This is a genomic window from Candidatus Pelagibacter ubique HTCC1062 (genome assembly GCF_000012345.1).
GTDB classification, from domain to species: Bacteria; Pseudomonadota; Alphaproteobacteria; order Pelagibacterales; family Pelagibacteraceae; genus Pelagibacter; species Pelagibacter ubiqueversans.
Map to the genome: position 1 here is coordinate 52,885 of NC_007205.1, position 25,597 is coordinate 78,481.

Sequence of the window (25,597 nt, forward strand, 5' to 3'; positions counted from 1 at the left end):
ATTAAAATGTTGTTGACAATTTAATACTCAGGTCTTTAAATTGTTTATTTACCACTTCAACTATTCCAGCTTGTGCTTGCATCAAAATAAAAAATGATGACACAAGTGAACCGACAGCTAATTTTCTTAAAAAAAATACCATAATGAAAAATACTATATAAAATTTAATTTAGCGGTTTTTCAGCTCTTTTAAGTGCTCAAAACGGGCAGAAATTCTAATATTGAGTGCGTTTTATCGAGGATAAAATAATCTTCATCAAAAATTCAAATATATAAATTTTAATAAATCAAGATGCTTAATTTAATAAAAAAAAGTAAAAAATTAATTATAAAAGGTGCTCTTAAACTAAAAGTATTTTTAGTTTTATTTAGTTTATTTTTTTCATCACTAGCTTTAGCTGAACCTACATTTATTGCTAATTTTAATGTCCAAGACAAAGAAACTTCACCTACTGGGATAACATTTAATCCTGATGGTACCAAAATGTTTATTACAGGAATAAATATGCGAAAAATACTACAATATAATTTAACTACAGCTTTTGATGTTACTTCAGCAGCTTTTGAAAAGTCTGTGTTAATCCAAGTAGAACAGGATAAACCACAAGATGTAAAATTTAATTCAGATGGAACTGTAATTTTTCTTTTAGGAACGGGAACTGGAGTAATAGATGGAGTGGATGCTGCTAGAAATGGGATTCATAGATGGTCTTTAAGTACACCATATGATATTGGATCGATCACTCCAGCAAATACCACTTTTACTGAAGTTGGTGGTGATAACCCAAGAGGATTAGCTTTTAATAATGATGGAACAAAAATGTTTATTTTGGATAATACTGCTCAGCGGGTAGAAGAATACAATCTTTCAACACCATATAACCCTGATACTAAAGGTTCTGTAGCCAACACACTTGGTAATGCAAGGAGTGCTAGTCATCAGGGACTAGGTTTTAATAATGATGGATCAAAAATATTTATAGTAAAACAAGACAATAAAATTGATGAATATGCTTTATCTACTGCTTTCGATCTATCAAGCGCAACATTAACTGGTACAGTCTCACCGACATTTCCAGTTACAAATAAAAGGTTAAGTGGCTTTGCTTTCAATAGTTCTGGAACAAAAATGTATCACTTAGATTGGCATACACTTACTGATGCTGACAATGTAAATGAGTATAGCTTAAGCTGTCCTTTTGCAGTTGTTAGTTCATCAACGTGTGGAGCCCCACAAAAAAATAAAGATGTAAGGGGTGTAGTTGATGCACAAATTAATACTGCTAAAAATTTTGCTAAAGATTCAAGTCAGTCTGCTTTAAAAAGATTATCTATTTTAAGAGCGAATAAATACTACAACGCAAGTGCACAAAATATAGAGTTAAACTTTCAAAATGAATTATTAAAGAAAGTATCCAATAATGTTTTAAGTTCCGCACAAGCTAAATTAAACCCACTTCAAAAATTAGATCAAATTTTACCTAATGATTGGGAGGTATGGTCCGAAGGTAGCATTAGTTTTGGAAAAATTGGTGAGAGCTCCTTAAGTTCTGCTCAAGATATTGATAGCCTTGGTATAACTGTGGGTGTTGATACAAAAATGGATGATGATAAAATATTAGGAGTTGCTTTAAGAGTGGGTAGCACTGATGTTGATGTTGGAACCTTTGGTTCTAAAGTTGATACAAATGCATTAAGTTTATCTCTTTATGGAATTAACAGTTTAGAAAACAGTAATTATTTAAAACACGTTTTTGGAGTTAGTTATTTAGATAGCAATATTGCAAGAAAATATGACGGAAATACCGACGCAAATAAGGGTGAACGTGAGGGTAAACAGGTTTTTGGTTCACTTAATTTTGGAAAAGAATATGAAAATAGTGATTTAATTATTACTCCAACAGGTCGTATCGATGGAAGTTATACAGCACTTAATGGTTATACAGAAAGTGGCATTGCAGCACTTAGTTATAATGATCAAGACATCAGTTCATTAATGGCTTCTTTAGGAGTATTAATAGACCAAGATGTTGATCTAGAAAATTCAACTGTAAGATCTAGAATTAATCTTGAATACAGTAAAGAGTTTGCCTCAAGCTCTAAGGTGGTAACAAGCTACGTATCAAACAGTGAAAGTTTTGAATATCAAGCTGATAACAAAAATAGAGATATATACACAGCAGGACTTGGTTTAGATTTTAAGCATGACCAAGGGTTAATAATTAGTACTGATTACGAAAGACAGCAAATCAAGGGTCATGGTTATATTAATAAATTTACATTATCAGCAGGCTTTTTATATAGAAAAGAAACAGAGTTTGCACTTGGTCTTGATGAAGAAATGACTTCGAGCTTTAAAATTTCTAAAGCACTAGGTGTATTTGATTTAGAATTTGATTTAGAAAATAATTTTTCAAATCAAGAAAATCATAATGCTAACTTATCTATATTAAGTAAATTTTAATGAGTAAAATAAAAATAGTTTTCTATTTAGCTTTAGCTTTTATTTTTTATAAAGGCTTTGTTGCATTTCAAAATTTTGAAATTGGTGTTGATGACAGGGTTGCATCTATAGAAGAAAAAGCAGATTTTGAAAAAGAAGGTGAAGTAATTGGTCTCATGATGTACTTGGGCGACCCACCAGAATTATATGAACATTTATTAACTAAGAATAAATCTAGGTGTTTAGAAATGAGACAAACAGCAGAAGAGAGCTCCTCTGCATACTATGAATGCGCAAGAGTGAACGCCGTCCTTAAAGGTGGAAAAATTGTAAGTATTATTAATGAAATTGAAGTTATAGAATAATTATTAAATTAAAATTTATTTGAAATTTCTATATTTGCACCATAGTCAGGTACATCACTTATAAAATTATAATTAGAGCTCATCTTTAAATCAAATCCATTTATGTTATTTGTATATGAGAAACTAGTATTTTCAAAATTATTCAGATCAAATACAAATTTCATTTCATCAATTGGCACATACCCTACAGATAAATAAATTTCATTACTATGACCTTTGCCGTTAGATTGAAATCTCTCAAAATTTCCAACGAATGACCATCCTGTTATGGAAGTGACATCAAAACCATAACCAATTCTAAGATTATGCTTTGATTTATTTTCTACATTATAATTGTAAACTGTACTTTGACTATTAAGATAATAAAATTCTGCATCTGATGATGGGCTTAGATCTGCAATATATTCTAATCGACCATGGTGATTAATAATTTCATCTTCTTCTTTATCTGTATCTGTTTTATCTAAAAGGACACCAAGTGTTATTAATGCTGATTTAATATTTTGCTCTTTATAAAGTAGTGCATCAGCTAAACTATCTCCAACAACAGTTCTTTCTCTAAATGCTTTTAGTTTTGTGTACCCTAAATCTAATTTAATACCTGGATTGAGATTTAAATCTTCATCAACTATTCTTTTTCCAAAATTAAATGATCCATATATCTGTTGACCTTCTCGGTTTCCCTCTAAAATGTTACCATAAATAACCCTTTTTTGATCTATATCTAGTAAACTAACTCCAATTAATGCATCTGTAAAAACGTGATCATCTCTAAGTTTGGTATCATATAGGGCAAAACTATATGCATCTGTCTCTAATTTTGTTCCACTACTTCCAATATCAACATTATCGTTTGCATACTGAAAGACGTATCCATGCATAGCATCTCTGTCATCATCTTTAATTTTATCTGCACCAACTGAGATACCATAGCTGTGAAAATCTCTTGATGATGAATTTATAGATTTATTTTTACCTAAGCTAATTCTACCTTCACTCCATTTAAACCAATCCTCACTATCATAACTTCTATCATTTTCTTTTTTAGAATTTTTAAGAGCACTAACTAATTTTGATATTTTTTCATTTGTAAAATCAATTTCTGCATTAAGATTTGATAAATTATCTTTATTTTTATGTCTTCTTAACCACTCAATTCGATGAAAGATTGGAAGAGTATTGTTTTTAATTATACGTTTTGATAATTCGACATTTGCTTCAATGATTGCTTTAACATCATTATTATTTGAGGCATCAATACAAGTAATGGTACCAGCGCAAGCTAAACTATATTCAAAAATTTTATTTGTTGAAGCAGTAGAGCCAGCATCATTAGTAACAAACAACTTCGTAAAATTTGCTGTGAAAATAAAGCCTCTCATATGACTAACTCTGCTACCTAGCTCGTATTCAGTAGAAGTAGAAGAAATAGTTGTGATATCCCAAGGTGTACTTAGAGTGTATTTATGTATATTATTATTACCATCACCTGCGACATACAAAATTGACCCATCCGAATGCAATTGAATATTTCTCATTCCTCCGTCAGAAGAGCTGGCTAGACTGGCTGATAAAGAACCCACTGAAACTCCAGATCGAAGATCAAAAGGAGTTGTTAATATATATTCTCTTATTTTATCTTGAGTTTTTCCACCCACAAACATACGTGTTCCGTCAGGTTTAAATGTTAAAGTTCTTACTTGATCTTCATTGCCAACACCCGTTATGTCTACTTCAAATATTTTCTCACAATCCAATGTAGAAGTATCCCAAGCAGTTGTTAATTTAAATTGATAGACTGCAACTCCAGGATTTCCAGAGTGATCTTTGTTGGTAGTTATAAACATTCTTGTTCCATCAGGTTTAAATTCAATAGCGTGTGGTAACTGCATATCTGTACTACATGTTAATTTTGTTCCAGCTCCATCAACAAATGTTCTTGTTGCTGTACTTATATCGAATGGAGTGCTGAGCGAATATTGAACTATGTAGGCATCATGATTTGCAACACGATTTGTTATATACATTATGCTTCCGTCTGGTTTAAAGTTTATTCCTCTAACACCAGGTACATCTGTGGATAGTATTTTTTCTTTTTGAAATTCTAAAAAAGCAAAAGCATTAGAATAAAATAATGCTAAAAAGCTAAATACAAAAAATGATGTTTTGAGAATTTTTTTCACCTTAGCAGATTAATGAAATTAGGATAAATACAACCGTGTTGGTGCCCAAATCGAATTAAATTTGTTAGCTATAATATCATTTTAGAGTTTTCTCACATGTCGTGTTGACAACTGATCAAAATGGGTGGAAAAAACAACTTGTAAGACTTTAATAGAAATCATGATTAAAATTACAAATAAAACTAATGAAGAACAAATCTTCAAAATTATTAATGAAAATTTTAGTCAGTTAGCACCCTCATATTATTCGTTGGTAACTCATTGGTTTATTAATGCTTATAAAAATTTTAAAGGTATCGATAAGTATATAATTTTAATTTATCTGATTAATAAAGACTTTATTCACTATAGAAAAAATGGACTAATGGTTGATTATGATACGTTTTATAAGGATAAAACACTAGAAATTCCAAATATTAATATTTCAGATATTGCAAGAGACCTTCTTATACCTAAGGAAAATGTAAGAAGAAAAATATCTGAATTAGAGAAAAAAGGTATTATTAAAAGAGCAGGAAAAAAGATCTTTGTTGAAAGACCTGGCTTTATACAAACAAAAGCTAATATAACTTTAAAAGATTTTAGTAGTTTGGTTTCTACGTTTAGTGAAATTTTAAAAGATAAAAAAATAATTAAAGAACCTTTAAACACAGATCAAATTTCAAATTTAATTAAAGAAAATTTTTCTTTTTGTTGGTATCAATTTTACAAATTTTTATTCATATTTTCTAACCGTTGGAAAACAGATACTAAAACTCAGGATTTAGAAACAATATGTGTGGGATTAATTGTAATGATTAATACTGTTCAAAATAGGGGTTTCAAAGACAAGAATTTAGATAGACAAAAATATTTTAAAGCAGTTCAAAAATCTAATCACATTGGTATTAACGCATTTTCTATAGCTGATATTACGGGAATTCCAAGGGCTACCGTTGTAAGAAAATTACAATTTTTAATCGAAAACAAATTTTTAAATATTAGTGAAAAAAAACTTTATAACTTTGCTATGGGGACACAAACTAAACAATTTAAAGTGCTCACTAAATTACAAGATAAAAATATGAAAGCTTTAGGTAAATTTTTGTATAAGGTTTTTAATCAGATTAAAATAATAAACACTAATTAGATTTTCTTAAAATAAAAACAAAGATTACGGAGGTTGCCATCATTACTAATGCATAGGCAGCTGTGGGTACCATATAAATAATATTATCAAATAATTGAGTAGCAACAAAAACTGCTAGGGTTCCATTTTGCAAACCACATTCTAAAGAGATAGCTCTTTGTTGAGGTGTCCCTGATGCAAAAAATTTAGCAACATAAAATCCTATCACCATCATAGTTACATTTAATATTAAGGCTATTAAACCTGCTCGAGTTAAAAAGCTTACAATTTTATCCCACTCTTCAATATATATTGCAGCAAAAACAAGTAAAAATAATGCAATAGAAAATCTTTGAATAAACTTCAAATTTTTTATGACAAGGTCACCAGTAAAATGCCTGATAGTCATTCCAATTATTACTGGAACCGTAACTACAAAAAACATTTTTAAAGAAATGGATACCATTGTTATTTCTCTCTCAACATAGGTGATATCAAACAGATTAATTGAATTGATCACAATGAATGGCACTGTTACTATACTTAATAAGCTCATAACTGCTGTCAGTGATATTGATAGCGCTACATCACCCTCTGCAAATTTTGTAAGAACATTGGAGGTTACACCCCCTGGAGCAGCTGCAATTATCATTACTCCTAAGGCCATTTCAATCGGCACACCTAAGGTAATGATAAGTAGATAGGCAACGATTGGTAAAACAATTAACTGACAAATAAAACCAATAAAAAAATCTTTAGGGTTTTTTGCAACTCTTAAAAAGTCATCTACTGTTAAAGAAGCTCCTAGTCCAAGCATAATAATAGCTAGAGCGATTGGAGCGATGTTGGTTACTATTTCCATTAATTTAATTTAAAATTTCATGCATAGTTCCACCCATTTTGATCATTTGTCAACCCATTTTGGTCGGTTGTAAACAGGACAAGATAAATCCTAAAAAAAAACTACAAATATTAAAGTTAATTCGATTAAAGAACTAATAAAGATTTATTCTAAATACACTAAGATGCTTAAGAAATTATAAGATTTTTATCTTTTAAAAGATGGTGTTTAAAAAAAGCAAAAACTATCCAATTGATATTAAAGTAAGATCATCACTTAATTTTCCAGATTTAGAGCTGTCAATTATTTTTTTACTAATATCTGATAAGTGTTTCTTCGAATCTTTTGTGTAGTTATCTTCAATTATTTCAATTGAACCTTCAATACCTATTTCTTGTCCTTCAGCATTTAAACTTTCAGACAATCCATCTGTAAAAACATAAAATTTGTTTCCATTTAAAACTTGTTTATTAATTTTATAAATTGATTTATTTTTTTGGTGAATAACCCCCATCGGCGGCGCTTCACTATCAAAATTTTGGTATTTACCATTTTTGTCTCTAATGATAGCTGGTTGATGTCCCGCATTTACCCATGAAACTTCTTTGGTAATTAAATCATATTTTCCAAGAACACATGTCACAAACATGCCTGATGTTTTGGTGAGAAATAAATCGTTATTCATATGAAGCATCATTTCATCTGGATCTACCTGATCTCTTGACATGACTTCAAATAAAGTAGAGGCTTTTGCCATCACCATTCCAGCATGAACTCCCTTACCTGCTACATCTGCAATTATAAAATTAATACTATCATTATGGGGATAAAAACTAAAAAAATCACCTGAAACTTCTCTCGAAGCAATATTAATTCCTTGCACAGGATAATTTTGTAAATCTCTTTTTGGTAAAAAATTTTCTTGAACTTTTACAGCCAAATTTATTTCTTTGGAAATTCTACTTCGCCACTTTTCTTTTTCATTTTCGCTAACCTCAAGCTTGTTCATCAATTTATTATAATAAAGTCCTATTACCCCTCCTGCAGTGAAAGGATCTTGTGGGCCTCTAACAGAGAGATCTCCACTTTCAGACTGTTTTTCAAGGATTGAAATTAAATCATGTTCTACTGAAACTGCATTATGTTCAGCAATATTTAATCCTAATTCCTCTTGTAAAGGAGTTACTCTTAATGGATAAAAATAATTTAAAATTTTTAAAATAATATAAGATCCAAAAAATGCGAAAGCACCAATTGCTAATATTCCTATAACCTGGACTTCAATTTGCTCTAACCTTGTAAGTCCTGTTCCTAATTTTTCTAAATCACTGAACAAACCAACTGAAATAGTTCCCCATACACCTGCTCCTAAATGAACTGGCACTGCACCTACGACATCATCTATCTCATATTTGTTTAACAGTTCATTTATAAAAATTGCTACGATTGCACCAATAATACCAACAAAAATTGCCGTAACTGATGTCATTGAATTACAACCAGCTGTTATAGCAACCAATCCTGCAAGAGGACCTAATATTACATAAAATGGATCTGGTTTTTTAAATAATAAAAATGAAATACCTAGTCCAGTTAACAACCCAAAAGCAGCAGAAAGAAATGTATTTATCAATATTAATGGCACTGTTTCATCCATTGCTCCATTACTTCCGCCATTAAAACCAAACCAACCAAACCATAAAATTAAGGTTCCTAAAACGGCTAACGGAAAACTAGAGCCAGTAAATTTACCTTTATTAGACTCAGAATATTTACCAATTCTTGGCCCTAAAATTAATACAGCAGCAAGTGCAATCCATCCTCCAACAGAATGAACAATAGTGCTACCAGCAAAATCAACAAAACCAAGTTCTGTTAACCATCCAGTATTTTTAATTTCTCCCGTAACAGCCGATAACTGCATTACAGTATCATTCATATTATTTAGATAACTGGATGACCAAGCCCAATGACCAACAATTGGATAAATTATGCCAGTTGCAATTATCGTTATTATTAAATATCCATTAAATTTCATTCTTTCAGCCACAGCTCCAGAAACTATTGTTGCAGCAGTTGCAACAAACATGGCTTGGAACACAAAATATGTCATGTAATCAGCTTTTTCGGTTTTAAAGAAAAAAAGATCTGTTCCAAAAAAACCATTATAACTTGTCCCAAACATTAAGCCGAAACCAAAAATCCAAAAAACTACAACTGATAAACCAAAATCAGCAGCATTCTTAAGAGCAACGTTAATACTATTTTTGTGTCGTGAAAGACCAGTTTCCATACACATGAAACCAGCTTGCATGATGAAAACTAATATCGCACAATCAATAACCCAAAGAGTATCAACAAACGATTTTACAGATTCCAAACTAATACTTTCCATTTTCTATCAATTTATAAATATCATCTTTAAATTTATTTTAAAATTTATCAATTGTTAAAGATGCGATTAATTAGCTAAAATTAATAATAACTCTTAAAATTTCTTATTTACCAATTGCAATAATTGTTAAATCATCATCAAGAATATCATTATCTTTTTTAACGCCATCTTCCACAATTTCTTTTTTTAAACTTTTTAAACGAATTTCTTCTGTCGCACTTGTTAATTCTTTTTGTAATGAAGAGTTTGTGTGTTTTAGGATTAATTCTTTTACACCATCAATTCCTATTTCTTGTTTATTTTCATCCATACATTCTGAAAATCCATCAGTAAAACAGTAAATTCGTCCACCATTTAATTTAAAGCTTTCTAATTGATAAACACTTTCATCTTTATGCTTAATGACTGCCAAAGGCATTGAGCTTGAAGGATATTCTTTAAAATCTTTACCCACTTTTAATAAAGTTGGCTGATGTCCAGCATTTGCAATTTCAACTAAATCTGTTTTCAAATTATATCTTCCAACAATTGAAGTAATAAAGGTACCAACAGGATTAGTTTCTTTCAAATCATTATTCATCTCTAATAAAATTTCGTTAGGCTTAAATTTTTGCTTAGCGAAGATCTTAAATAAAGTAATAGCTTTTGCCATAACCATTCCTGCATTCACCCCTTTTCCTGAAACATCAGATAGGGTGAAATACACCTCATCATCATGAAGGTAAAAATCATAAAAATCTCCCGAGATTTCTCTTGCAGGAATATTTAATCCAAATATTGGATAGTTTTCTATATCTCTTTTTGGCATTAATCGTTGCTGAACATTCATTGCAAGTTTAATTTCTTTAGAAACTCTATTCTTCCATTTGTTTTTTTGCTTTTCACTTTGTTCCAATTTGTTCATTATGACATTATATTGCGTGCCAATAATTCCACTTTCAGTAAAAGGATCTTGTGGTGCGCGGCTTGAATAATTGTCTGATTTTGCTTGATTAGTTAATACCTCAAGTAATTCGTGCGTGTCCGTTGATGCATTGTGTTCTGAAATATTTAAACCAAGTTCTTCATGAATTTTACTTACTCTTAGAGGGAAAAATGAATTAATAGTTTTTAATATTAAATAAGAACCAATGAAACAAAAAGCACCAATTGAACTTATGCCAATTAGTTGAATATATATTTGTTCTAATCTTGTTTTTTCAACACCCATCAATTCAAAATTTGCAAACAAAGCAACTGCAATAGTTCCCCAAATTCCACATGCTAAGTGAACTGGTATTGCACTAACCACATCATCAATTTTAATTTTTTCAAGTAATACAATTGTTGAGCCTGAAATAATTCCACCAATACTTCCTATTATAATTGCATGAGTGGGATCAACATAAGCACAAGAAGCAGTTATTGAAACTAGTCCAGCAAGGGGACCCGTGATCATAAATAATGGCTCTGGTTTTTTTAAAACAATGATACCCATAACACTTGAGAAAATAAGTCCAAAGGATGCTGATAAAAAAGTATTAATTAAAATTAATGGAATTTTTAAATCCATTGCACCATTAGCACCTCCATTAAATCCAAACCAACCAAACCACAAAATTAAAGCACCTAAAGCTGCCATTGGTGTATTACTTCCTTGAAAAGATTTTTTTTTATCATCTTCTCTAAATCTTCCAGTACGGTTACCAACTACCAGTAATACTGATAAAGCAATCCATCCTCCTACAGAGTGTACAACGGATGCACCTGCAAAATCTAAATATCCTAATTGACCTAACCAACCAAATTTTTCAGCAGGATTTTCAAAATTAAATGCCCAAGACCAGTGACCTACAATTGGATAAAAGAGGCCAGAAACTAATAATGTAATAATTATATATGAGAAAAACTTTAATCTTTCTGCAACTGCACCTGAGATAATAGTTGCAGCTGTTGCAACAAACATTGCTTGGAAGACAAAATATGTTTGATAGCCTGCAACCTTAGTGGTGAAGAAAAAAAATTTGGTACCAAACAGTCCTGATACACTGGTTCCATACATTAATGCGAAACCAAACGCCCAAAAAACTACAACAGATATTCCAAAGTCTGAAACATTTTTAAGGGCAACGTTAATACTGTTCTTGTTCCGAGACAAACCAGTCTCTAAACACATAAAGCCTGCCTGCATTAAAAAAACAAGGATTGCACAAATTAAAAGCCAAAAGGTATCTAAATTTGCTTGTAAGATTGCATCTAAGCGAAATTCTAATGCATTTAAAGCTCCCTTATTAGTAAGCTCTAATTGATTTATGTTGGACTGCAGCTTATTGAGCAATATCTGAGTATCAGCTGCAGTCATAATTTTATTTTAATTAATCTACTAATTTTCTAGCTTCACCAGCATCAGTAATAATCTTATCAACACTTACTACTTTAATAACTTCAAAGCCTGTTCCAAGTATTGCTTTTTTATAATCTTCATTAGATAAATCAGATTTATCAGGGTAAGATGATACCGCAACACCTTCTGGCCATGAGACTTTAACAGTAGCAGATGGGCTAGCTGCTTGAAGTGCTTTAGTTACCATTTTTTGGCATTTAATACACATCATTCCATTTACTTGGGCAATTTGAGTTTGAGCTGCAAATAAATTGGTTGAAAATAAAACAAAACCTAAAAATAGTATATATTTTTTGAACATAGTTTTTCCTATTGTTAATTATAAGTCAAAGCTATCACGCATCAATTCATTTTAAAATTCGTCAATCGCCCAAAATGAGCCTTTTTGATTAAGATGAACTCAAATATCTATATTTCTTGAATAATTTATATATTATCTATGAATACTCATTGGATCAAAATAACAATCCATATGATCTATAGTTTCAAAAAAAATTTCATTTAACTCACTAGAATGAACCGTTGGACAAATTTTTTCTACATTTAATTCATTAATATAATCTTTTTTAAATTTTTTCATTGTTGAGGAGCCAGCATAAGATGCTGAAGCTTGTAAAATACTTCCAGAGTTAACTAGAGTTAAGCTTGGCCCAAGTGCTGCAGAATATGGACCGCAATTATTTAATAACGGTATAAGCAAGAATATTAAAATAATTTTTTTCACATCATCAATTTATGCAAGAATATTTAATTTGAAACTGTAAAACTATCCATTATGGGTGGTTAGCTAATTTTTTTAGCAATCATCGCCTCTAGTAAAATTGCCGTTACGACTAAGGATTAATTGGCAAGCTCCATCGATTTCTTTAGCAATTATATTAAAATTTGAAGAACCTATGCTTGCAACACAAATTTCATAACCCATATCTTTACCAATTTGATCTCCTCCACCAAACAAAATTGTTTCAATATCATTTGATGTTGATGAGGTAGGTGTGCAGCTATCATTATCCTGCGTGTAATAATTTCCACTATTTGAATATTCTTCTGTTTGAGCTAGTGATATTTGTAGCATCACATTTTTTGTAGATTTTTCTTTAGTGCCTGAAATATAACCGCTGTAAGTAATAACTCCTACAGAAGCTAAAATACCAATTATTGCTACCACAACTAAAAGCTCAACCAGGGAAAACCCTAGTGAGCTTTTAATTTTTATTTTTTTTGTTTCTTGCAATCGAGATGATTATTCTATTGCAACAGCATTAGTTAGTACGTCAACAGTTGCGTCGTCACCATACTGTGTTGAAACGGTAATAGTTCCAGCATCATCCCCTGTTATTGTTGTAACACCTTTTCCTGATGCTAGACATGTTGTACTACCATCTGAAGCCGTTGGCACAGTACTACCGTCTGTTACTCCTTTACAAACTGGCGTGTATGTGTTTTTAAAATCTGCTAGTGCAGCAACAGCACCACTCATGATTAAAGCTTCTGTTCTGCCTGAACATGTTAAATTTCCACTCATTGCAGTAGACTCAGTACCCATGTTACATTTTTGAATTTCAGCAGCTAAATATTTTGTTACTGCCCCTTGGTTTGATTTAGAAGCATTAATTTTTGCACTCTTAGTGTAACCATTGTAAGCAACAACACCTACCGCAGCTAAAATACCTATAATTGCTACAACAACTAGCAATTCAATAAGTGTAAAACCTTTATTATTTTTCATAATTTCCTCTGTTATTAGTTATTATTATTAAATTTATTATAATTATTGATGATGTAAACTAAAAATCTTATTATATTAAATAATAATCAAAGATAATTGACCATATTGGGTTTACTTGTTTCTTATTTTTGTTAATAGCTATAAATAGTAAATAAAATATGAAATATAAAGTTACAGATAATGAAAATGTAAGCACTGTTTTTCTTACTGGAGAAATAGATATGGATGTTGCAGATGAGGTAAGAGAAATTGTTTTTCCTTTAATTGATGCTGGAAAAGAAGTTCATTTAAATTTAAAAGATGTACCCTACATGGACTCTTCTGGTATATCGATAATTATAGAAAGCAATCAAAGAGCTCGAGAGAAAAATACTAAAGTTGAACTTAAAGAGGTTAGTCAACCTGTTGAAAAAGTTCTAGCAATGGCAAGAAAGTTTTTATGACATACAAAATTACAGAAGAAGACAATATAAGCACCATATTTTTAGATGGTGAAATAGACATGGATAAAACGGATGAAGTTAAGGGAGTTATCTTTCCTGTTATCGACTCTGGTAAAAATGTTGCTTTAAATCTAAGTAATGTTCAATACATGGATTCTTCTGGTATTTCAGTTTTAATAGAAAGTCATCAAAAAGCCCTTGAGAAGGGAACCAAGCTTGTCATTAAAGATGTGAGTAAATCTGTTTTAAAAGTAATCATGATGGCAAAGTTAGAACAAATTTTAAATTTGGAGTAAATAAATTATGAGTTTAGAAAACTTTAGTCATTCAGAAAAAAAAGATTTTTTAGTTAGCTCAGCAAGTTTGAAAGATGTCAGAGCTTTTTCTAGAGATGTTTTTGAAAAATTTAAAATTGATGAAGATTTAAGAGAAGAGTTAGTTTTAGCGATTGCTGAAGCTGCGCAAAATATAGTTAAACATGCATATAAAGATATGCCTGACACTCAAGATAAAATGGTTGTAAGAATATCTTGTAATGATGATGTTCTAGAGATTTCTTTCTTTGATAAAGGCAAACCAGTAGAAAAAAGCAAAGTTAAACATAGAGCGATCGATGATATTAAACCAGGTGGACTAGGAACATTTTTCATTCAACAAATTATGGATTCAATTAATTTTGAACCAGGAAAAGAACCCTGGATTAATAATTTAGTTTTAACTAAAAAATTAAAAAATTAGTTAATTAAAGCACCCACATTAAATATTGGTGAGTACATGGCTATCATTAAACCACCAATCATTACTCCCATGAAAACAATCATGATAGGTTCAATTAAAGCAGACATGTTATCGACTGTAGTATCAAATTCTTCTTCATAATAAGCAGATACTGAATTAAACATTTCATCTAATTGACCTGTTTGTTCTCCAACAGAAATTAATTGACTAAAAGTTGGTGGGAAGAGTGGTTCTTTTAAAAAAAGTTTTGTTAAGGTATCACCAGAGAACACACCTTTTTTTACACTCTCTAGTGCATCCGTTATCACATCATTATTACTAACTGATTTTGCAATTTCTAAACTCTCTAATAAATTTACACCAGCAGCACTTAAATTACCTAAAATCAATGCAATTCTTGCCAGTAGAGATTTTAAGATCATATCTCCAAAAATAGGTAATTTTAAAATTTGTTTATGCCATCTAAAACGAATTGCAGCATTTCTTTTTACAATAAAATTAAACCCGAAATATCCACCTATTCCACCAAACAGAATTACTTTTCCACCTGTACCACTTAAAAAATCACTCATTGCCATGATGGTTGCTGTTGCAGCGGGTAATTCTAAGCCCATTCCATCGTACATTTTTGCAAATACTGGAACTACTTTAATCAACATAAAAGCACTTACAGTAATCGCTACCGTAAACATGATCGCTGGATACATTAAAGCTCCCTTAATTTTTTTCTTAATCTTTTCTTTTTTCTCTAATGAATCTACTATTTTAAGTAAAAATACATCTAGCTTACCACTTGCTTCACCAGCTTTAATCAAGTTGACATAAATATTATCAAAATATTGAGGATATTTTTCAAAACATTTTGATAGGTTCACACCCCCTTCTAAACTTTTTCTAATATCTTCTATAATGTCTTTAAGAGCAGGACTTTCTAATTGGTCCCTTAACATTATTAAAACCTGCAAAATAGGTAAGCCCGCCTTAACCATGGTTGCAAATTGCTTTGAGAATATAAGAATTTCTTCTACTTTAACTTTTTTTTTACCAAAAAGAGATGAGCCACCTGATTTTTTTTTTGCTTCACCTTTTTTTTTCTTAGACTTAATTATGTTGGTGATTATTACTTTTTTTTCTTTTAATAAATGAGAAGCTTCATCAAGGTTGATTGCCTCAATATCTCCTTCTACATATTTACCTTCGGATATTCCTTTATAAGTAAAAGCTTCCATTTTTATTCGCTTGAAAGAATTCTCTCATACTCTCTAAAATTAAGCTCACCAGATGCAATCATTCTTCTACCCATATCTTGCATCGTTCTAAATCCTTCCTTAATAGCTATTTCTCTTAATTCAGGAGTGGTTGCTTGTTTTAAAATAGCTTCTTTAATTGGTTTTGATACCACTAAGATTTCATAAATACCTTGTCGACCTTTGTATCCTGAGTCACTACATTTTGCACAACCTTTACCTTTGATGGCTTTTACTTTTGAAGCGTCTTCATCACTAAACCCCATATCTTTAAGAACCTTAGGATTAACATCATCATCAGGCACTCTACAATCTTTACAATTTTTTCTAGCTAGTCTTTGGGCTACAACAAGTTGGCAGGCAGCACTTATTAAATAATCTGGTGTTCCCATGTTTTGTAATCTAGTAATAGTACTTGGGGCATCATTAGTGTGTAGAGTACTAAATACTAAGTGACCTGTAAGGGCAGCCTTTAATCCGATATCAACTGTTTCTTTATCCCTCATCTCACCAACTAGAATAATTTCAGGGTCTTGTCTTAAAAAAGATCTTAAAGCTTTAGCAAAAGTAAAACCGATATCATCTTTAATTTGTACTTGTCCTACACCATCTAATTCATATTCTACAGGATCTTCAGCTGTTAAAATATTTAAATGGGGCTTACTTACTTCTTTTAAAATACTATATAACGTTGTTGATTTCCCAGATCCTGTTGGTCCAGTTACCAAAATTAATCCCTGACTACCGTGAATTCCTTTTCTTAGACTTTCTAAATCTTGCTTTTCAAAATTTAATTGTTCAAGGGTAATATCTCCTGCATCTTTGTTAAGAATACGCATAACAATTCTCTCATTATTTGCAGTAGGTAAAATTGATAAACGTAAATCAACTACTTTATTGCCAATTTTAAAATTAATGGCTCCATCTTGTGGCAATCTTCTTTCTGCAATATCTAATTTACCCATAATTTTAAATCGAGTAACCACTGCTCCATAGTTGTCATGTAAAAACTGTCTATAGGTTTCTTGTTCTTGAAGCATACCGTCTAATCGGTATCTTACTCTTGAACTAAATCGGTAAGGCTCAATATGAATATCACTGACACCCATTTTAATTGCATCTGCTACCACTGCCGTACTAAATTTTATTACCTCTGACTCATTTTCAATTGCTTCAATATCTTCTTCTGGTTTATTGTCTAAAACTTCCCCTGCATCTCCTAAATCTGTTTCAAAAGTTTTTGTTTTTCTCCTATTCTCATTTCGAATTGACGCAATAGTTACTTCATCTGTTTCACTTGATAATCTTTCAATATATTCAGAAATATCACCTATTTTTGCAGCATGAAGTTCTATGTTTTTTTTTGTAATAGCTTTTAAATTTCGCATCAATCCCAATTTTGAACTATCTGGGATTGCCATGTGTAAAGTTTTTCCATCAATTTTAAATGGTGCTACAAAATTCATCTTAATATAGTTTGATGGTAAAACTGTTTTTACTTCTTCAGTAATTTCAACTGACTTTAGATCAATTATTTCTAGATTTTGTTCTTTAATTAATAAATCAATTATTTTTTTTTCATCAGTAAGCTTTAATTCAAATATTGCATCAATTTGAGATTTATTGTTTTCAGTGCTTACTTTTTTAATATCTATTAAATCTTTTCCAGAAATAATGTCATTATCAATTAAGACATTAACTAAATTAATTTCACTCTCTCTACTTATTTTAAACATTATAAAATTCTTGGAGCGATAAATACCAATAACTCGTTCATTGTATCAGAATTTGATTTTCCACTAAGTACTTTTCCTAGAATTGGTACTTTTGACGTTCCTGGAACACCTTGTCTATTATTCGCTACGTTATTTTTTTTAATACCACCAATTACAACTATATCCCCATCAGCTACTAATAATTTTGTATTTATCTCCATTTTATTTACACCTACTGATGCTGCATTTGCTCTATTTGGAGTATCATTGTTTACTTGAATTGAAAGCATAACGTTTCCATCACCTATGATATTAGGAGTAACTATCAGTTTTAATGATGCATCAACTGGTTTATCTTCCCCTTCTCCACCATCAATATAAATTGTTTCACCCTGATTAATACTTGCTTGTTGATTATCTAATGTAAATAATTTTGGATTAGATACTGTTTTTGATAAGCCTTGAGCTTCTAAAAAATCAAGTTCAAGTTTTAAAACAGCAGAACCTGTTTTTTTCAATATTCCAATTCCACTTGTTGCAGCAGCTGACCCAAAATTTACTAAATTATCTGTTCCAGCACCGCTTGTAAAAGCACCTGTTGAATCAGATAATGCAGCCCCTGAACCAGATGCAGCTCCTACACTACTACCTCCTTGTGTACCACCCATTCTTAAACTTTTTCTTGTATAAGCGGCTCCAAGTCTTTTTCCTAAACTTTGCTCAAATGTTGAAGTAGCTTCAACTATAAAAGCTTCTATTAAAACCTGTTTTGTTCTTTTATCAATTTCTCGAATAACTTTATCAACGATATCTAAATCTTTCTCTTTACCTCTAACAATAATTGATCTTGTGGTTGCTTCTTCCGTTACTTGTATTGGTATAAAATTTCCATTCGTTCCAACAGTTGTAAATAATTCTGTGATTGTGGCTTTAGCTTCTGATGGAGTTATATAATAAAGTCTAAAAATTTCTGAAATAATTGGTTCTACTGAATCTTCTAATTCAACTTTTTTCTTAACTGCTGAAGCTCTCGCTGATTTATAACCTTCTTGTGACGTTAGATTAGCAGGAGTAGAAACTCTAATAATATTACTTGCTACATCTATGTCTGCTGCATAATTTTTTAAATCTAATAATGCATTAAATGCTTTATCCCATGGAACATTATCTAACTCTGCACTTATTGATCCTGCCACATCGTCACCTACTAAAATATTAATTTGACCAACTTCAGACATTAATTTCATTGCTTCTTTAAAATCTAAAGCTTGAAATTTAAAAGAAACATTTTGTTTTAAAGATTTGAAATCTTCCGAAATTAATAAATAATTTCTCTCTTTAACAGATGATATTTGTTTCCTTTTTTTAAGCTTTACGACATCACCTTCAGCAGGAGTTGGTCCCATTTCTACACTTTTTTCAACCTCTAGTTTTCCAGTTTTCTTGATATCAGTTTTTATTAGTGGGGTGTCGTGTTTAAAAGAACCAGTGTTTTTAGCAAATTTTTCAGCACAACCTGTTAAAAAAATAAATAAAAAAGGTAAAATTAAAAATGATATTCTTTTTTTAAATTTCATAATTATTTTGTTCTTTCTGTAATTTTATTATTAAAATTTATCACTAAGAGAGAGTTTTCATTTTTTTCAAAAACTGCTTCTCTATTGTTAAGTCCAACTAATTTTACTCCAGGGCTTAATTCTTCAAACCTAGCTAAAGTAATTATATTTCCACTTGAATTAATTAAAGATACGAACCCATCATCATTTGCAGAGGTCATTATCCCAACTAATTTAAACTTATATAAGCTCATTTCATTTTGTGCCTCTTCTGGATTACTTGATAAAATTGTATTACCACCAGTTAATGAACTATCTCCAGCAAAAGGATCGTTTAATGGAAGAGGCTCTTCATCTTTAATTTCTGATGAAATATTCGATTGTGAATTTGCCTGTTTTTCTTTGATCTTTTTATTTATCTCTTTAGCTTTATCAATAATGTTTTGCTCTTTATCATGACTATCAGCCATGGAAACTTTTGATAGCAACATAAAAAACACTGAAATAATGATTATTTTAAAAAAATTCATTTGGTAACCCCACTATTGTTAACGTACCTTTTACTTTTATCGCTCCAGTTGTATTCCCTTTTACCACCTGAATAGACTCTTTGTCAAAGTTTAACATTTTGTTAGAAAGCGATAGAGCTCTTTTAAATTTTATGTAACCAATAAAATTACCATCAATTTCAAAATCAACAGGGATCAAATAATAGGCAATATTTGCAACATTTTTAACTTGGTTGTTTTTCTTTTTTTTCGTTTTTTTACCGTCTGCTTGGGCTAAGGCTTGTGCTTTTAATACTTCTTGAATTACCTTTTTTTCAATTCTAGTGATTACTAGATCATTTTGTCCGGCATATTCACTTAATGTTTGATAAAGACCCTCTACTTCAGCTTTAGAATGAAACAAGCTAGAGTATTTTTCATAATCAGGCTTAAGTTTTTTAATTCTTGCTCTCATTGAATAAATTTCAGAAGTAAATTTTGCAGTTTCTTGTATTTTCAAATTCATGTCGTCCAATTTAGCTTTTCTAGACTCAACCATTGGATTTAAAATTGCGTAATAAATTATTAAGAAAAAAACAATTGCACCAAAGATTATTCCTATTTTTATAAGAGTTTTTTTATCAGCTAATTTTGTAATCTGATCCTTGATATCAGACATGTTAATATTTTTTAAATCTATATCCATTGCTATATTTTACCTGTTTTAATTTTTACAAACACTCTAAAGCCTTTCATTGTAGCACCACCTGCTGTAGATTTTGGTAATCGCATTGATGATAAAGATGCTTGCTCAACCAATTTTTGATTTCCTAAATTTTCTATAAATTTCAATATATCTTGATCACTTGCAGCTATTCCTTGAATAGTTAATCTTCTAGATCCATTAAATTCAACTTGATCAAATTTTACACGGTTTGGAACACTTGAGGCTACTTGAGCTAAAATTCTATAAGTTAATTCTTTATTTGATTTAAGTGTTCTACTTAATTTTAAAGACGTATTAATTACACTAAGTTCTTTTGAAACTATTTTTTTCTGTTTAATAATTTTAGCATGATCTATTTTTACAGTTTCATATTGTTTTAATTTTTTATTATAGGAAGCAATATTCCAAAAAGATAAACCAAATAATACCACATAAATTGCAACTACAGCAGCAGTAATACCCTTGAATGCAAAACCTGAAATTGCTTTCATCTTCTTTTGCTTCATTACATTTGATCTATCTGGAAGAAGATTTATATTTTTAACTGCAGTAACAAATTTATAATAACCAAAGACATCAAGTTTTCTAAAGGCTAAGCCAACAGAAGTAGATAGATAAGATCTATTTAACTTATTATCTAAAATTTGTTGATACTGACTTGGAATTTTTAATCCTTCAGTAGGATCAAAAGTGTTAAATCCAACATTCATTAAAATTTTTCTAAAACTTCCTAAATATTCGTCTACATTTTTGATATCTGAAACAACTTTTATGTTTCGAATTCTCTTTTCATATTTAGTCTCAAAATCTTGAATTGCTTGCTTAACTTGAGTAACATATCTTCTAACTAATCCTTCTTTTTCTTCAGTATCTTGAGAATCTTGTAAAATTTTTCTATCTTGCCCTCTAATAAAAATATCAGTTATTATTGGGTTATTATTATAGAGGATCATTAAATAATTTTCATCTAATCCAAATTCTAAAACAGCAGTTAAATTGGCATCCTCAGTTTTATTTGTTATTTGATTAACTTGATCAACTGATGACTTTAAAGCAAAACATTTAACATCTATGATTACAGGATTTAAACCTGCATTTTTAATTATTGAAGTATAACTATTTATATCTGTTAATTTTGATGCAACGAATAAAATATCCATTGTATTTTCTTTATCATTTCTATTTATGACTTGATGAAAAATAGAATAATCTTCCAAACTATCTGTTAGTTGAACTAGGTTTTCCCACAATGAATTAGTTTCGATTGCTTTATTTAATTCATCTTCTTTCATTAAAGGTGCGGTGACTACTCTTATGATTGCACTAGTTACCGGAATAGCAATTGCTGCATTTGGTGAAGTTATTTTGTATTTTTGAATTGCTAATACTAATTCTTCTGAAAATTTATCCGCATTATCAATTGGAGTACTATCATCTGTAATGTCGACGGGGTGAATATGTAATTTTTCTAACACCCATTGATTAGCTTTGTTACTAGAAACTTGGACTATTCTTATTTCTTTATTTGCTAACTCAATACCAATTATTTCTTCGCCTTGAACACTAGATTTACCTAATTTGGATTTGAAAAAATTTTGTATTTTTGATTTATAATTTCCAACTTTAGAATTATTAAAAGATGATTTTTTTATATTTTTAGCAAAATCTGGTTTTTTAATTTTAATTTCCTTAATTTTTCCAAAAATATTTGATAATTTACTTTTTACCTGATCTTGGGTAGATATTTCTGAGTTTTCATTTAATGGAACACTTGAAGTTTGTGGTTGTGCTTCATTATTACTTTGATTGGTTGTTGAAATATCAATTTGTGAAGATTCACCCTCTTCTGGCTTAATATTTTCTTCAATTTTTAATTTTTTACTTTCTTCATGAACATCATCAAACCATTTTTCCAAAATTGGTATTGCATCATCTAAATTTGTTGTTCCAGAAGATGAAATTTTTTGTTTACCATCAATATAAAGTCTACCTACCCAGTTTCTTGATTTAAGTTCACCTTTATATTTATCTTGCCTTACATATATATGTAGTCTTCCATCTTTTTTATGAATTACCTCATGCTCTTTTTTTTGTTCCTCATTATTAGTATTTGATGCACTTACATTTTGCTCAACAGATTCATCTTGAGATTGTAAAGTTTCTGAATTTTCAGTTAAATTATCATTTTCATTGGATTTTTCTGATTCATTATTATCAGTTTCTTGAGGATTTAAAGTATCAGTTGAATCGTTTTCAGATTGGTTTTCCTGATCACTCTTTAAAGTCTCTTCATCATTATTAGTATTTGATGCACTTACATTTTGCTCAACAGATTCATCTTGAGATTGTAAAGTTTCTGAATTTTCAGTTAAATTATCATTTTCATTGGATTTTTCTGATTCATTATTATCAGTTTCTTGAGGATTTAAAGTATCAGTTGAATCGTTTTCAGATTGGTTTTCCTGATCACTCTTGAGAGTATCTTCCTCTTTATAATCAAATTTGTCTTTATTATCTTCGTCCATAAAACTTATAAATAAAAATTAATATTTAAATTGTTAATTGATTCTCTAACACAAAATTAATAAAATTCTAACACAAGATTATAATCATTATGTTCAAAATGGGTTGAATTTAATAAGAAACTATAAAATATTCAATTAAATCAACAGTTTATTAAAATCATTGAAAAAAATTAAATTTAAGATATTTTTTTCTAAATAATATTTTCTCTAACACATTTATCATAATTTTATCTTTTTATATTGTGTTAGAAATTTAATATTTTTTTCTATTTTTAAAAAATAAGTAAAATAGCTATTTTTTATTAAAACAACTTTTAATTGTTTTTTGTGTGAGAGAAAATTTTTTTTGTGTGAGAGAAAAATTTATTTGTGTTATAATTTTTTTAATTTTTTTTGTTTAGAATTATTCTAATATATTTTTTTTTCCTACATTAGAAATATTCCAAACTATTTTTTTTCTCTTTAGAAAGATTCTAATATATTTTTATTTTACTTTAGAAAGATTCTAATATATTTTTTGCAAATTTTAGAATTATTCTAATTTATAAAAAAAAAAAATTATTTTTTTTCTCTAACACAAAAATTTTATTCTAACACATTTAAAAAAAAAAAAAATTATTTCATTTTGTGTTAGAAAATTAACATAATATTCTTTTTTAAAAAAGTAAGCAAAATCAACGTTTTTAATATTATGAATATAAAACATAAAATGTGTTAGAGCTATATTTATTTTGTGTTATAATTATTAATATTATCATATTTTTAAAAAAGTCAATAAAATCAACATTTTTTATATTTTCAATAAATTTATTGATTTGTGTTAGAGATAATTTTAATTTTTATCCTATGTGTTAGAAATAATTTATATTTTTTATGCTGTGTGTTAGAGATAAATATGAATATTAACAAAAGCTCAAACAGCCTTACATCACTCATCCCTTTGGGATAATATATATAAATTTTAACATTGATCCATCAATTGTTGATTATTGCGGATGGCAATATTAGATTTTGATACAATTTATATTATGGTTAAAGCCTAAATCTGGGGACTAAACTCAAATTAACTAATTAAATCTGATTTGTGGCAAATTATGAGAGATTTCACTCTAAATTAGAGATTTGACTACCAGTATAGGATTTATAGCAAATTATGAGAGATTTCACTCTAAATTAGAGATTTGACTAGGATTGCAGGATTTATTTCTAATTATCAGATATTTGACCCAAAATTAGAATTATTACATGAAACTGGGGGTAATTACTCTTATTAACTGGAAACTATCCCATAAACATTTTTACTCTATCTTAAAGAGTGTAAATAAAAACATCTATCCATAATTATTAACCATCAACCGTTACAATTGTTAAATCATCCTTTTGTATTCGACCAGATTTAATTATATCCTCGATAATCTTGTTTAATCTTTCATGGTTTGGAATTTGTTGATACTTTTTTATATAATCTTTAAATCCTTCTGCCTCTAACATATTTCCTTTAGCATCTCTTATTTCCGTAATACCATCAGTAAAAATATACATTGAGCTGTTTGAAAAATTAATTTTAGTTTCTTTAAATTTAAACTTAGGAGCAATGCCTAAAGGAGGTCCTGCTTCTTCAAAATTAGAAAAGTTTCCATCTTTAGAATAAATTAACGGAGGTTCATGACCAGCGTTTGATAAAGTTAATTCTTTTTTGTTACTATCGTAAATTCCAACCAGCATTGTTACAAACATTCCTCTTGAAGTAGTTTCACAAATTTCTGTATTTAAAATATCTAAAAGACCTGCTGCAGAAAAATTTGTTTTACTTAAACATCTATAAAGACTAGATGCTTTAGACATTAGTAATGAAGATTTAATTCCTTTACCTGAAACATCTGCAACTCCAAATCCATAAACTCCATTGGATAATTCTGAAAAATTATAAAAGTCTCCAGAAACAACCTTGGCAGGAATATTTATTCCAGCAATAGGAAAATTTTCTTTAATGTTTTGAGATAGTAATGTTTTTTGAATCTCTCCAACAATTTCTATTTCTTTTTCTATTCTATTTTTAACAATCAAATCTTTTGCCATCTTAGCATTTCTAATTGCTAATGCAGCAGGACCAGATAAAGTTTCTAAAAGTTTTCTATCGCTTTCTTCAAAAAGTTTGTTGTCTGTTTTTTTATTTAAACAATGAATAACACCAATACATTCATCTGAAACAATTAATGGTGAACATAAAACAGAATAAGTTGTAAAATTTGTTTTATTATCTAAATCAAAATAAAATTCTGCAATTTCTCTTACATCCTTTCTAACATCTCCAACTCTTATACATTGTTTCATGAGTGCTGCTTTTCCCATGACACCTTGAGTAATTGGAATTTCAAAATCTTCTAGATATGCTTGGTGTTTTGATGCAATACATTGAAAGTTTTGCTTATCATTATCTATTAAAAAAATGTTAGCAGCTTGAGCATTAATTCTTTTAATAATTAGCTCTAATGAAGTTTGTAGTGTTTCTTTTAAATCAAGAGTTTTAGCAAACTCCTGGCTCATTTTTGTAACCAATTCTAAGTCTTTAACGCTCGTATTGTCGACTTTTATTGTTTCTGTTTTTTTAGCACCAAAAAACATGTTATTTATAAATTGATATTCATTAAATTTTTGATAGTTTTGAGACTGATGGAACTCATTATTCATAGTCCTAACTTCTACTTACA

22 protein-coding genes are annotated in these 25,597 nt (G+C 29.5%); 6 read left to right on the forward strand and 16 right to left on the reverse strand.

What is annotated here, in order from left to right:
* Nucleotide 1 precedes the first annotated feature (1 nt).
* Nucleotides 2-142: a hypothetical protein gene (locus SAR11_RS07040; protein ID WP_011281434.1), complete on the reverse strand. Its 141-nt coding sequence runs from the start codon at nucleotides 140-142 to the stop codon at nucleotides 2-4.
* Between the two features lie 150 nt (nucleotides 143-292).
* Between SAR11_RS07040 and SAR11_RS00230 the strand changes: the two genes are divergently transcribed.
* Nucleotides 293-2,464: an autotransporter outer membrane beta-barrel domain-containing protein gene (locus tag SAR11_RS00230; protein ID WP_011281435.1), complete on the forward strand. Its 2,172-nt coding sequence runs from the start codon at nucleotides 293-295 to the stop codon at nucleotides 2,462-2,464.
* Nucleotides 2,464-2,808, forward strand: coding sequence for a hypothetical protein (locus SAR11_RS00235; RefSeq protein WP_011281436.1), 345 nt, complete (start codon nucleotides 2,464-2,466; stop codon nucleotides 2,806-2,808). Before SAR11_RS00230 ends, SAR11_RS00235 begins: the two co-directional genes overlap by 1 nt.
* An 8-nt stretch (nucleotides 2,809-2,816) precedes the next feature.
* Here SAR11_RS00235 and SAR11_RS00240 read toward each other — a convergent pair whose 3' ends face one another.
* A complete protein-coding gene (locus SAR11_RS00240; RefSeq protein ID WP_011281437.1) occupies nucleotides 2,817-4,991 on the reverse strand; it encodes an autotransporter outer membrane beta-barrel domain-containing protein in 2,175 nt (724 codons plus the stop codon).
* A 160-nt stretch (nucleotides 4,992-5,151) separates the two neighbouring features.
* Between SAR11_RS00240 and SAR11_RS00245 the strand changes: the two genes are divergently transcribed.
* Nucleotides 5,152-6,120, forward strand: coding sequence for a MarR family transcriptional regulator (locus SAR11_RS00245; protein WP_011281438.1), 969 nt, complete (start codon nucleotides 5,152-5,154; stop codon nucleotides 6,118-6,120).
* On the opposite strand, the gene SAR11_RS00250 is transcribed toward SAR11_RS00245, so the two are convergent.
* The 7 genes from SAR11_RS00250 to SAR11_RS00280 form a co-directional block, all read right to left on the reverse strand.
* Entirely contained in the window at nucleotides 6,113-6,961 is an 849-nt protein-coding gene (locus tag SAR11_RS00250) for a bile acid:sodium symporter family protein (protein ID WP_011281439.1), read from the reverse strand. The genes SAR11_RS00245 and SAR11_RS00250 overlap by 8 nt on opposite strands.
* A gap of 223 nt (nucleotides 6,962-7,184) precedes the next feature.
* Nucleotides 7,185-9,335: an ammonium transporter gene (amt, locus tag SAR11_RS00255; RefSeq protein WP_027307135.1), complete on the reverse strand. Its 2,151-nt coding sequence runs from the start codon at nucleotides 9,333-9,335 to the stop codon at nucleotides 7,185-7,187.
* 103 nt (nucleotides 9,336-9,438) lie between these two features.
* Entirely contained in the window at nucleotides 9,439-11,676 is a 2,238-nt protein-coding gene (amt, locus tag SAR11_RS00260; RefSeq protein WP_011281441.1) for an ammonium transporter, read from the reverse strand.
* 13 nt (nucleotides 11,677-11,689) lie between these two features.
* Nucleotides 11,690-12,019, reverse strand: coding sequence for a heavy-metal-associated domain-containing protein (locus SAR11_RS00265; RefSeq protein ID WP_011281442.1), 330 nt, complete (start codon nucleotides 12,017-12,019; stop codon nucleotides 11,690-11,692).
* Nucleotides 12,020-12,151: 132 nt separating this feature from the next.
* Nucleotides 12,152-12,442 (reverse strand): hypothetical protein, encoded by a 291-nt coding sequence (locus SAR11_RS00270; RefSeq protein ID WP_011281443.1) that lies wholly within the window; start codon nucleotides 12,440-12,442, stop codon nucleotides 12,152-12,154.
* A 72-nt stretch (nucleotides 12,443-12,514) separates the two neighbouring features.
* The gene (locus tag SAR11_RS07130; protein ID WP_011281444.1) at nucleotides 12,515-12,952 is read right to left on the reverse strand and encodes a type IV pilin protein; all 438 of its coding nucleotides are present in this window, start codon (nucleotides 12,950-12,952) and stop codon (nucleotides 12,515-12,517) included.
* A gap of 9 nt (nucleotides 12,953-12,961) precedes the next feature.
* The gene (locus tag SAR11_RS00280) at nucleotides 12,962-13,447 is read right to left on the reverse strand and encodes a prepilin-type N-terminal cleavage/methylation domain-containing protein (protein WP_011281445.1); all 486 of its coding nucleotides are present in this window, start codon (nucleotides 13,445-13,447) and stop codon (nucleotides 12,962-12,964) included.
* Between the two features lie 158 nt (nucleotides 13,448-13,605).
* Between SAR11_RS00280 and SAR11_RS00285 the strand changes: the two genes are divergently transcribed.
* The 3 genes from SAR11_RS00285 to SAR11_RS00295 are packed head-to-tail and all read left to right on the forward strand — an operon-like array spanning nucleotide 13,606 to nucleotide 14,628.
* A complete protein-coding gene (locus SAR11_RS00285) occupies nucleotides 13,606-13,890 on the forward strand; it encodes an STAS domain-containing protein (protein WP_006997853.1) in 285 nt (94 codons plus the stop codon).
* A complete protein-coding gene (locus tag SAR11_RS00290; protein WP_006997852.1) occupies nucleotides 13,887-14,186 on the forward strand; it encodes an STAS domain-containing protein in 300 nt (99 codons plus the stop codon). The genes SAR11_RS00285 and SAR11_RS00290 overlap by 4 nt, the downstream gene beginning before the upstream one ends.
* Nucleotides 14,187-14,193: 7 nt before the next feature.
* The gene (locus SAR11_RS00295; protein WP_006997851.1) at nucleotides 14,194-14,628 is read left to right on the forward strand and encodes an ATP-binding protein; all 435 of its coding nucleotides are present in this window, start codon (nucleotides 14,194-14,196) and stop codon (nucleotides 14,626-14,628) included.
* Here SAR11_RS00295 and SAR11_RS00300 read toward each other — a convergent pair.
* The 7 genes from SAR11_RS00300 to SAR11_RS00330 form a co-directional block, all read right to left on the reverse strand.
* Complete coding sequence (locus tag SAR11_RS00300) at nucleotides 14,625-15,857, reverse strand: type II secretion system F family protein (RefSeq protein ID WP_006997850.1); 1,233 nt, start codon at nucleotides 15,855-15,857, stop codon at nucleotides 14,625-14,627. The genes SAR11_RS00295 and SAR11_RS00300 overlap by 4 nt on opposite strands.
* 2 nt (nucleotides 15,858-15,859) lie before the next feature.
* Complete coding sequence (locus SAR11_RS00305) at nucleotides 15,860-17,611, reverse strand: GspE/PulE family protein (RefSeq protein WP_006997849.1); 1,752 nt, start codon at nucleotides 17,609-17,611, stop codon at nucleotides 15,860-15,862.
* Nucleotides 17,611-19,167, reverse strand: a complete 1,557-nt coding sequence (locus SAR11_RS00310) for a secretin N-terminal domain-containing protein (RefSeq protein WP_011281446.1) — start codon at nucleotides 19,165-19,167, stop codon at nucleotides 17,611-17,613. The genes SAR11_RS00305 and SAR11_RS00310 overlap by 1 nt, the downstream gene beginning before the upstream one ends.
* A gap of 2 nt (nucleotides 19,168-19,169) precedes the next feature.
* A complete protein-coding gene (locus tag SAR11_RS00315) occupies nucleotides 19,170-19,676 on the reverse strand; it encodes a hypothetical protein (protein WP_006997847.1) in 507 nt (168 codons plus the stop codon).
* Nucleotides 19,663-20,340: a hypothetical protein gene (locus SAR11_RS00320; protein WP_006997846.1), complete on the reverse strand. Its 678-nt coding sequence runs from the start codon at nucleotides 20,338-20,340 to the stop codon at nucleotides 19,663-19,665. Before SAR11_RS00320 ends, SAR11_RS00315 begins: the two co-directional genes overlap by 14 nt.
* A gap of 2 nt (nucleotides 20,341-20,342) precedes the next feature.
* Nucleotides 20,343-22,886: a pilus assembly protein PilM gene (gene pilM, locus SAR11_RS00325; protein WP_011281447.1), complete on the reverse strand. Its 2,544-nt coding sequence runs from the start codon at nucleotides 22,884-22,886 to the stop codon at nucleotides 20,343-20,345.
* Between the two features lie 1,344 nt (nucleotides 22,887-24,230).
* Nucleotides 24,231-25,577 carry a GAF domain-containing SpoIIE family protein phosphatase gene (locus SAR11_RS00330; protein ID WP_011281448.1) on the reverse strand — a complete coding sequence of 449 codons (1,347 nt, stop codon included), beginning with the start codon at nucleotides 25,575-25,577 and terminating at the stop codon, nucleotides 24,231-24,233.
* Between the last annotated feature and the right edge of the window lie 20 nt (nucleotides 25,578-25,597).

Bases quoted from the DNA above. Each gene is read 5' to 3' on its own strand.
- SAR11_RS07040 (WP_011281434.1), bottom strand. From the start codon at position 142: ATGGTATTTTTTTTAAGAAAATTAGCTGTCGGTTCACTTGTGTCATCA.
- SAR11_RS00230 (WP_011281435.1), top strand. From the start codon at position 293: ATGCTTAATTTAATAAAAAAAAGTAAAAAATTAATTATAAAAGGTGCT.
- SAR11_RS00235 (WP_011281436.1), top strand. From the start codon at position 2,464: ATGAGTAAAATAAAAATAGTTTTCTATTTAGCTTTAGCTTTTATTTTT.
- SAR11_RS00245 (WP_011281438.1), top strand. From the start codon at position 5,152: ATGATTAAAATTACAAATAAAACTAATGAAGAACAAATCTTCAAAATT.
- SAR11_RS00250 (WP_011281439.1), bottom strand. From the start codon at position 6,961: ATGGAAATAGTAACCAACATCGCTCCAATCGCTCTAGCTATTATTATG.
- amt (WP_027307135.1), bottom strand. From the start codon at position 9,335: ATGGAAAGTATTAGTTTGGAATCTGTAAAATCGTTTGTTGATACTCTT.
- amt (WP_011281441.1), bottom strand. From the start codon at position 11,676: ATGACTGCAGCTGATACTCAGATATTGCTCAATAAGCTGCAGTCCAAC.
- SAR11_RS00265 (WP_011281442.1), bottom strand. From the start codon at position 12,019: ATGTTCAAAAAATATATACTATTTTTAGGTTTTGTTTTATTTTCAACC.
- SAR11_RS00280 (WP_011281445.1), bottom strand. From the start codon at position 13,447: ATGAAAAATAATAAAGGTTTTACACTTATTGAATTGCTAGTTGTTGTA.
- SAR11_RS00285 (WP_006997853.1), top strand. From the start codon at position 13,606: ATGAAATATAAAGTTACAGATAATGAAAATGTAAGCACTGTTTTTCTT.
- SAR11_RS00290 (WP_006997852.1), top strand. From the start codon at position 13,887: ATGACATACAAAATTACAGAAGAAGACAATATAAGCACCATATTTTTA.
- SAR11_RS00295 (WP_006997851.1), top strand. From the start codon at position 14,194: ATGAGTTTAGAAAACTTTAGTCATTCAGAAAAAAAAGATTTTTTAGTT.
- SAR11_RS00300 (WP_006997850.1), bottom strand. From the start codon at position 15,857: ATGGAAGCTTTTACTTATAAAGGAATATCCGAAGGTAAATATGTAGAA.
- SAR11_RS00305 (WP_006997849.1), bottom strand. From the start codon at position 17,611: ATGTTTAAAATAAGTAGAGAGAGTGAAATTAATTTAGTTAATGTCTTA.
- SAR11_RS00310 (WP_011281446.1), bottom strand. From the start codon at position 19,167: ATGAAATTTAAAAAAAGAATATCATTTTTAATTTTACCTTTTTTATTT.
- SAR11_RS00315 (WP_006997847.1), bottom strand. From the start codon at position 19,676: ATGAATTTTTTTAAAATAATCATTATTTCAGTGTTTTTTATGTTGCTA.
- SAR11_RS00320 (WP_006997846.1), bottom strand. From the start codon at position 20,340: ATGGATATAGATTTAAAAAATATTAACATGTCTGATATCAAGGATCAG.
- pilM (WP_011281447.1), bottom strand. From the start codon at position 22,886: ATGGACGAAGATAATAAAGACAAATTTGATTATAAAGAGGAAGATACT.
- SAR11_RS00330 (WP_011281448.1), bottom strand. From the start codon at position 25,577: ATGAATAATGAGTTCCATCAGTCTCAAAACTATCAAAAATTTAATGAA.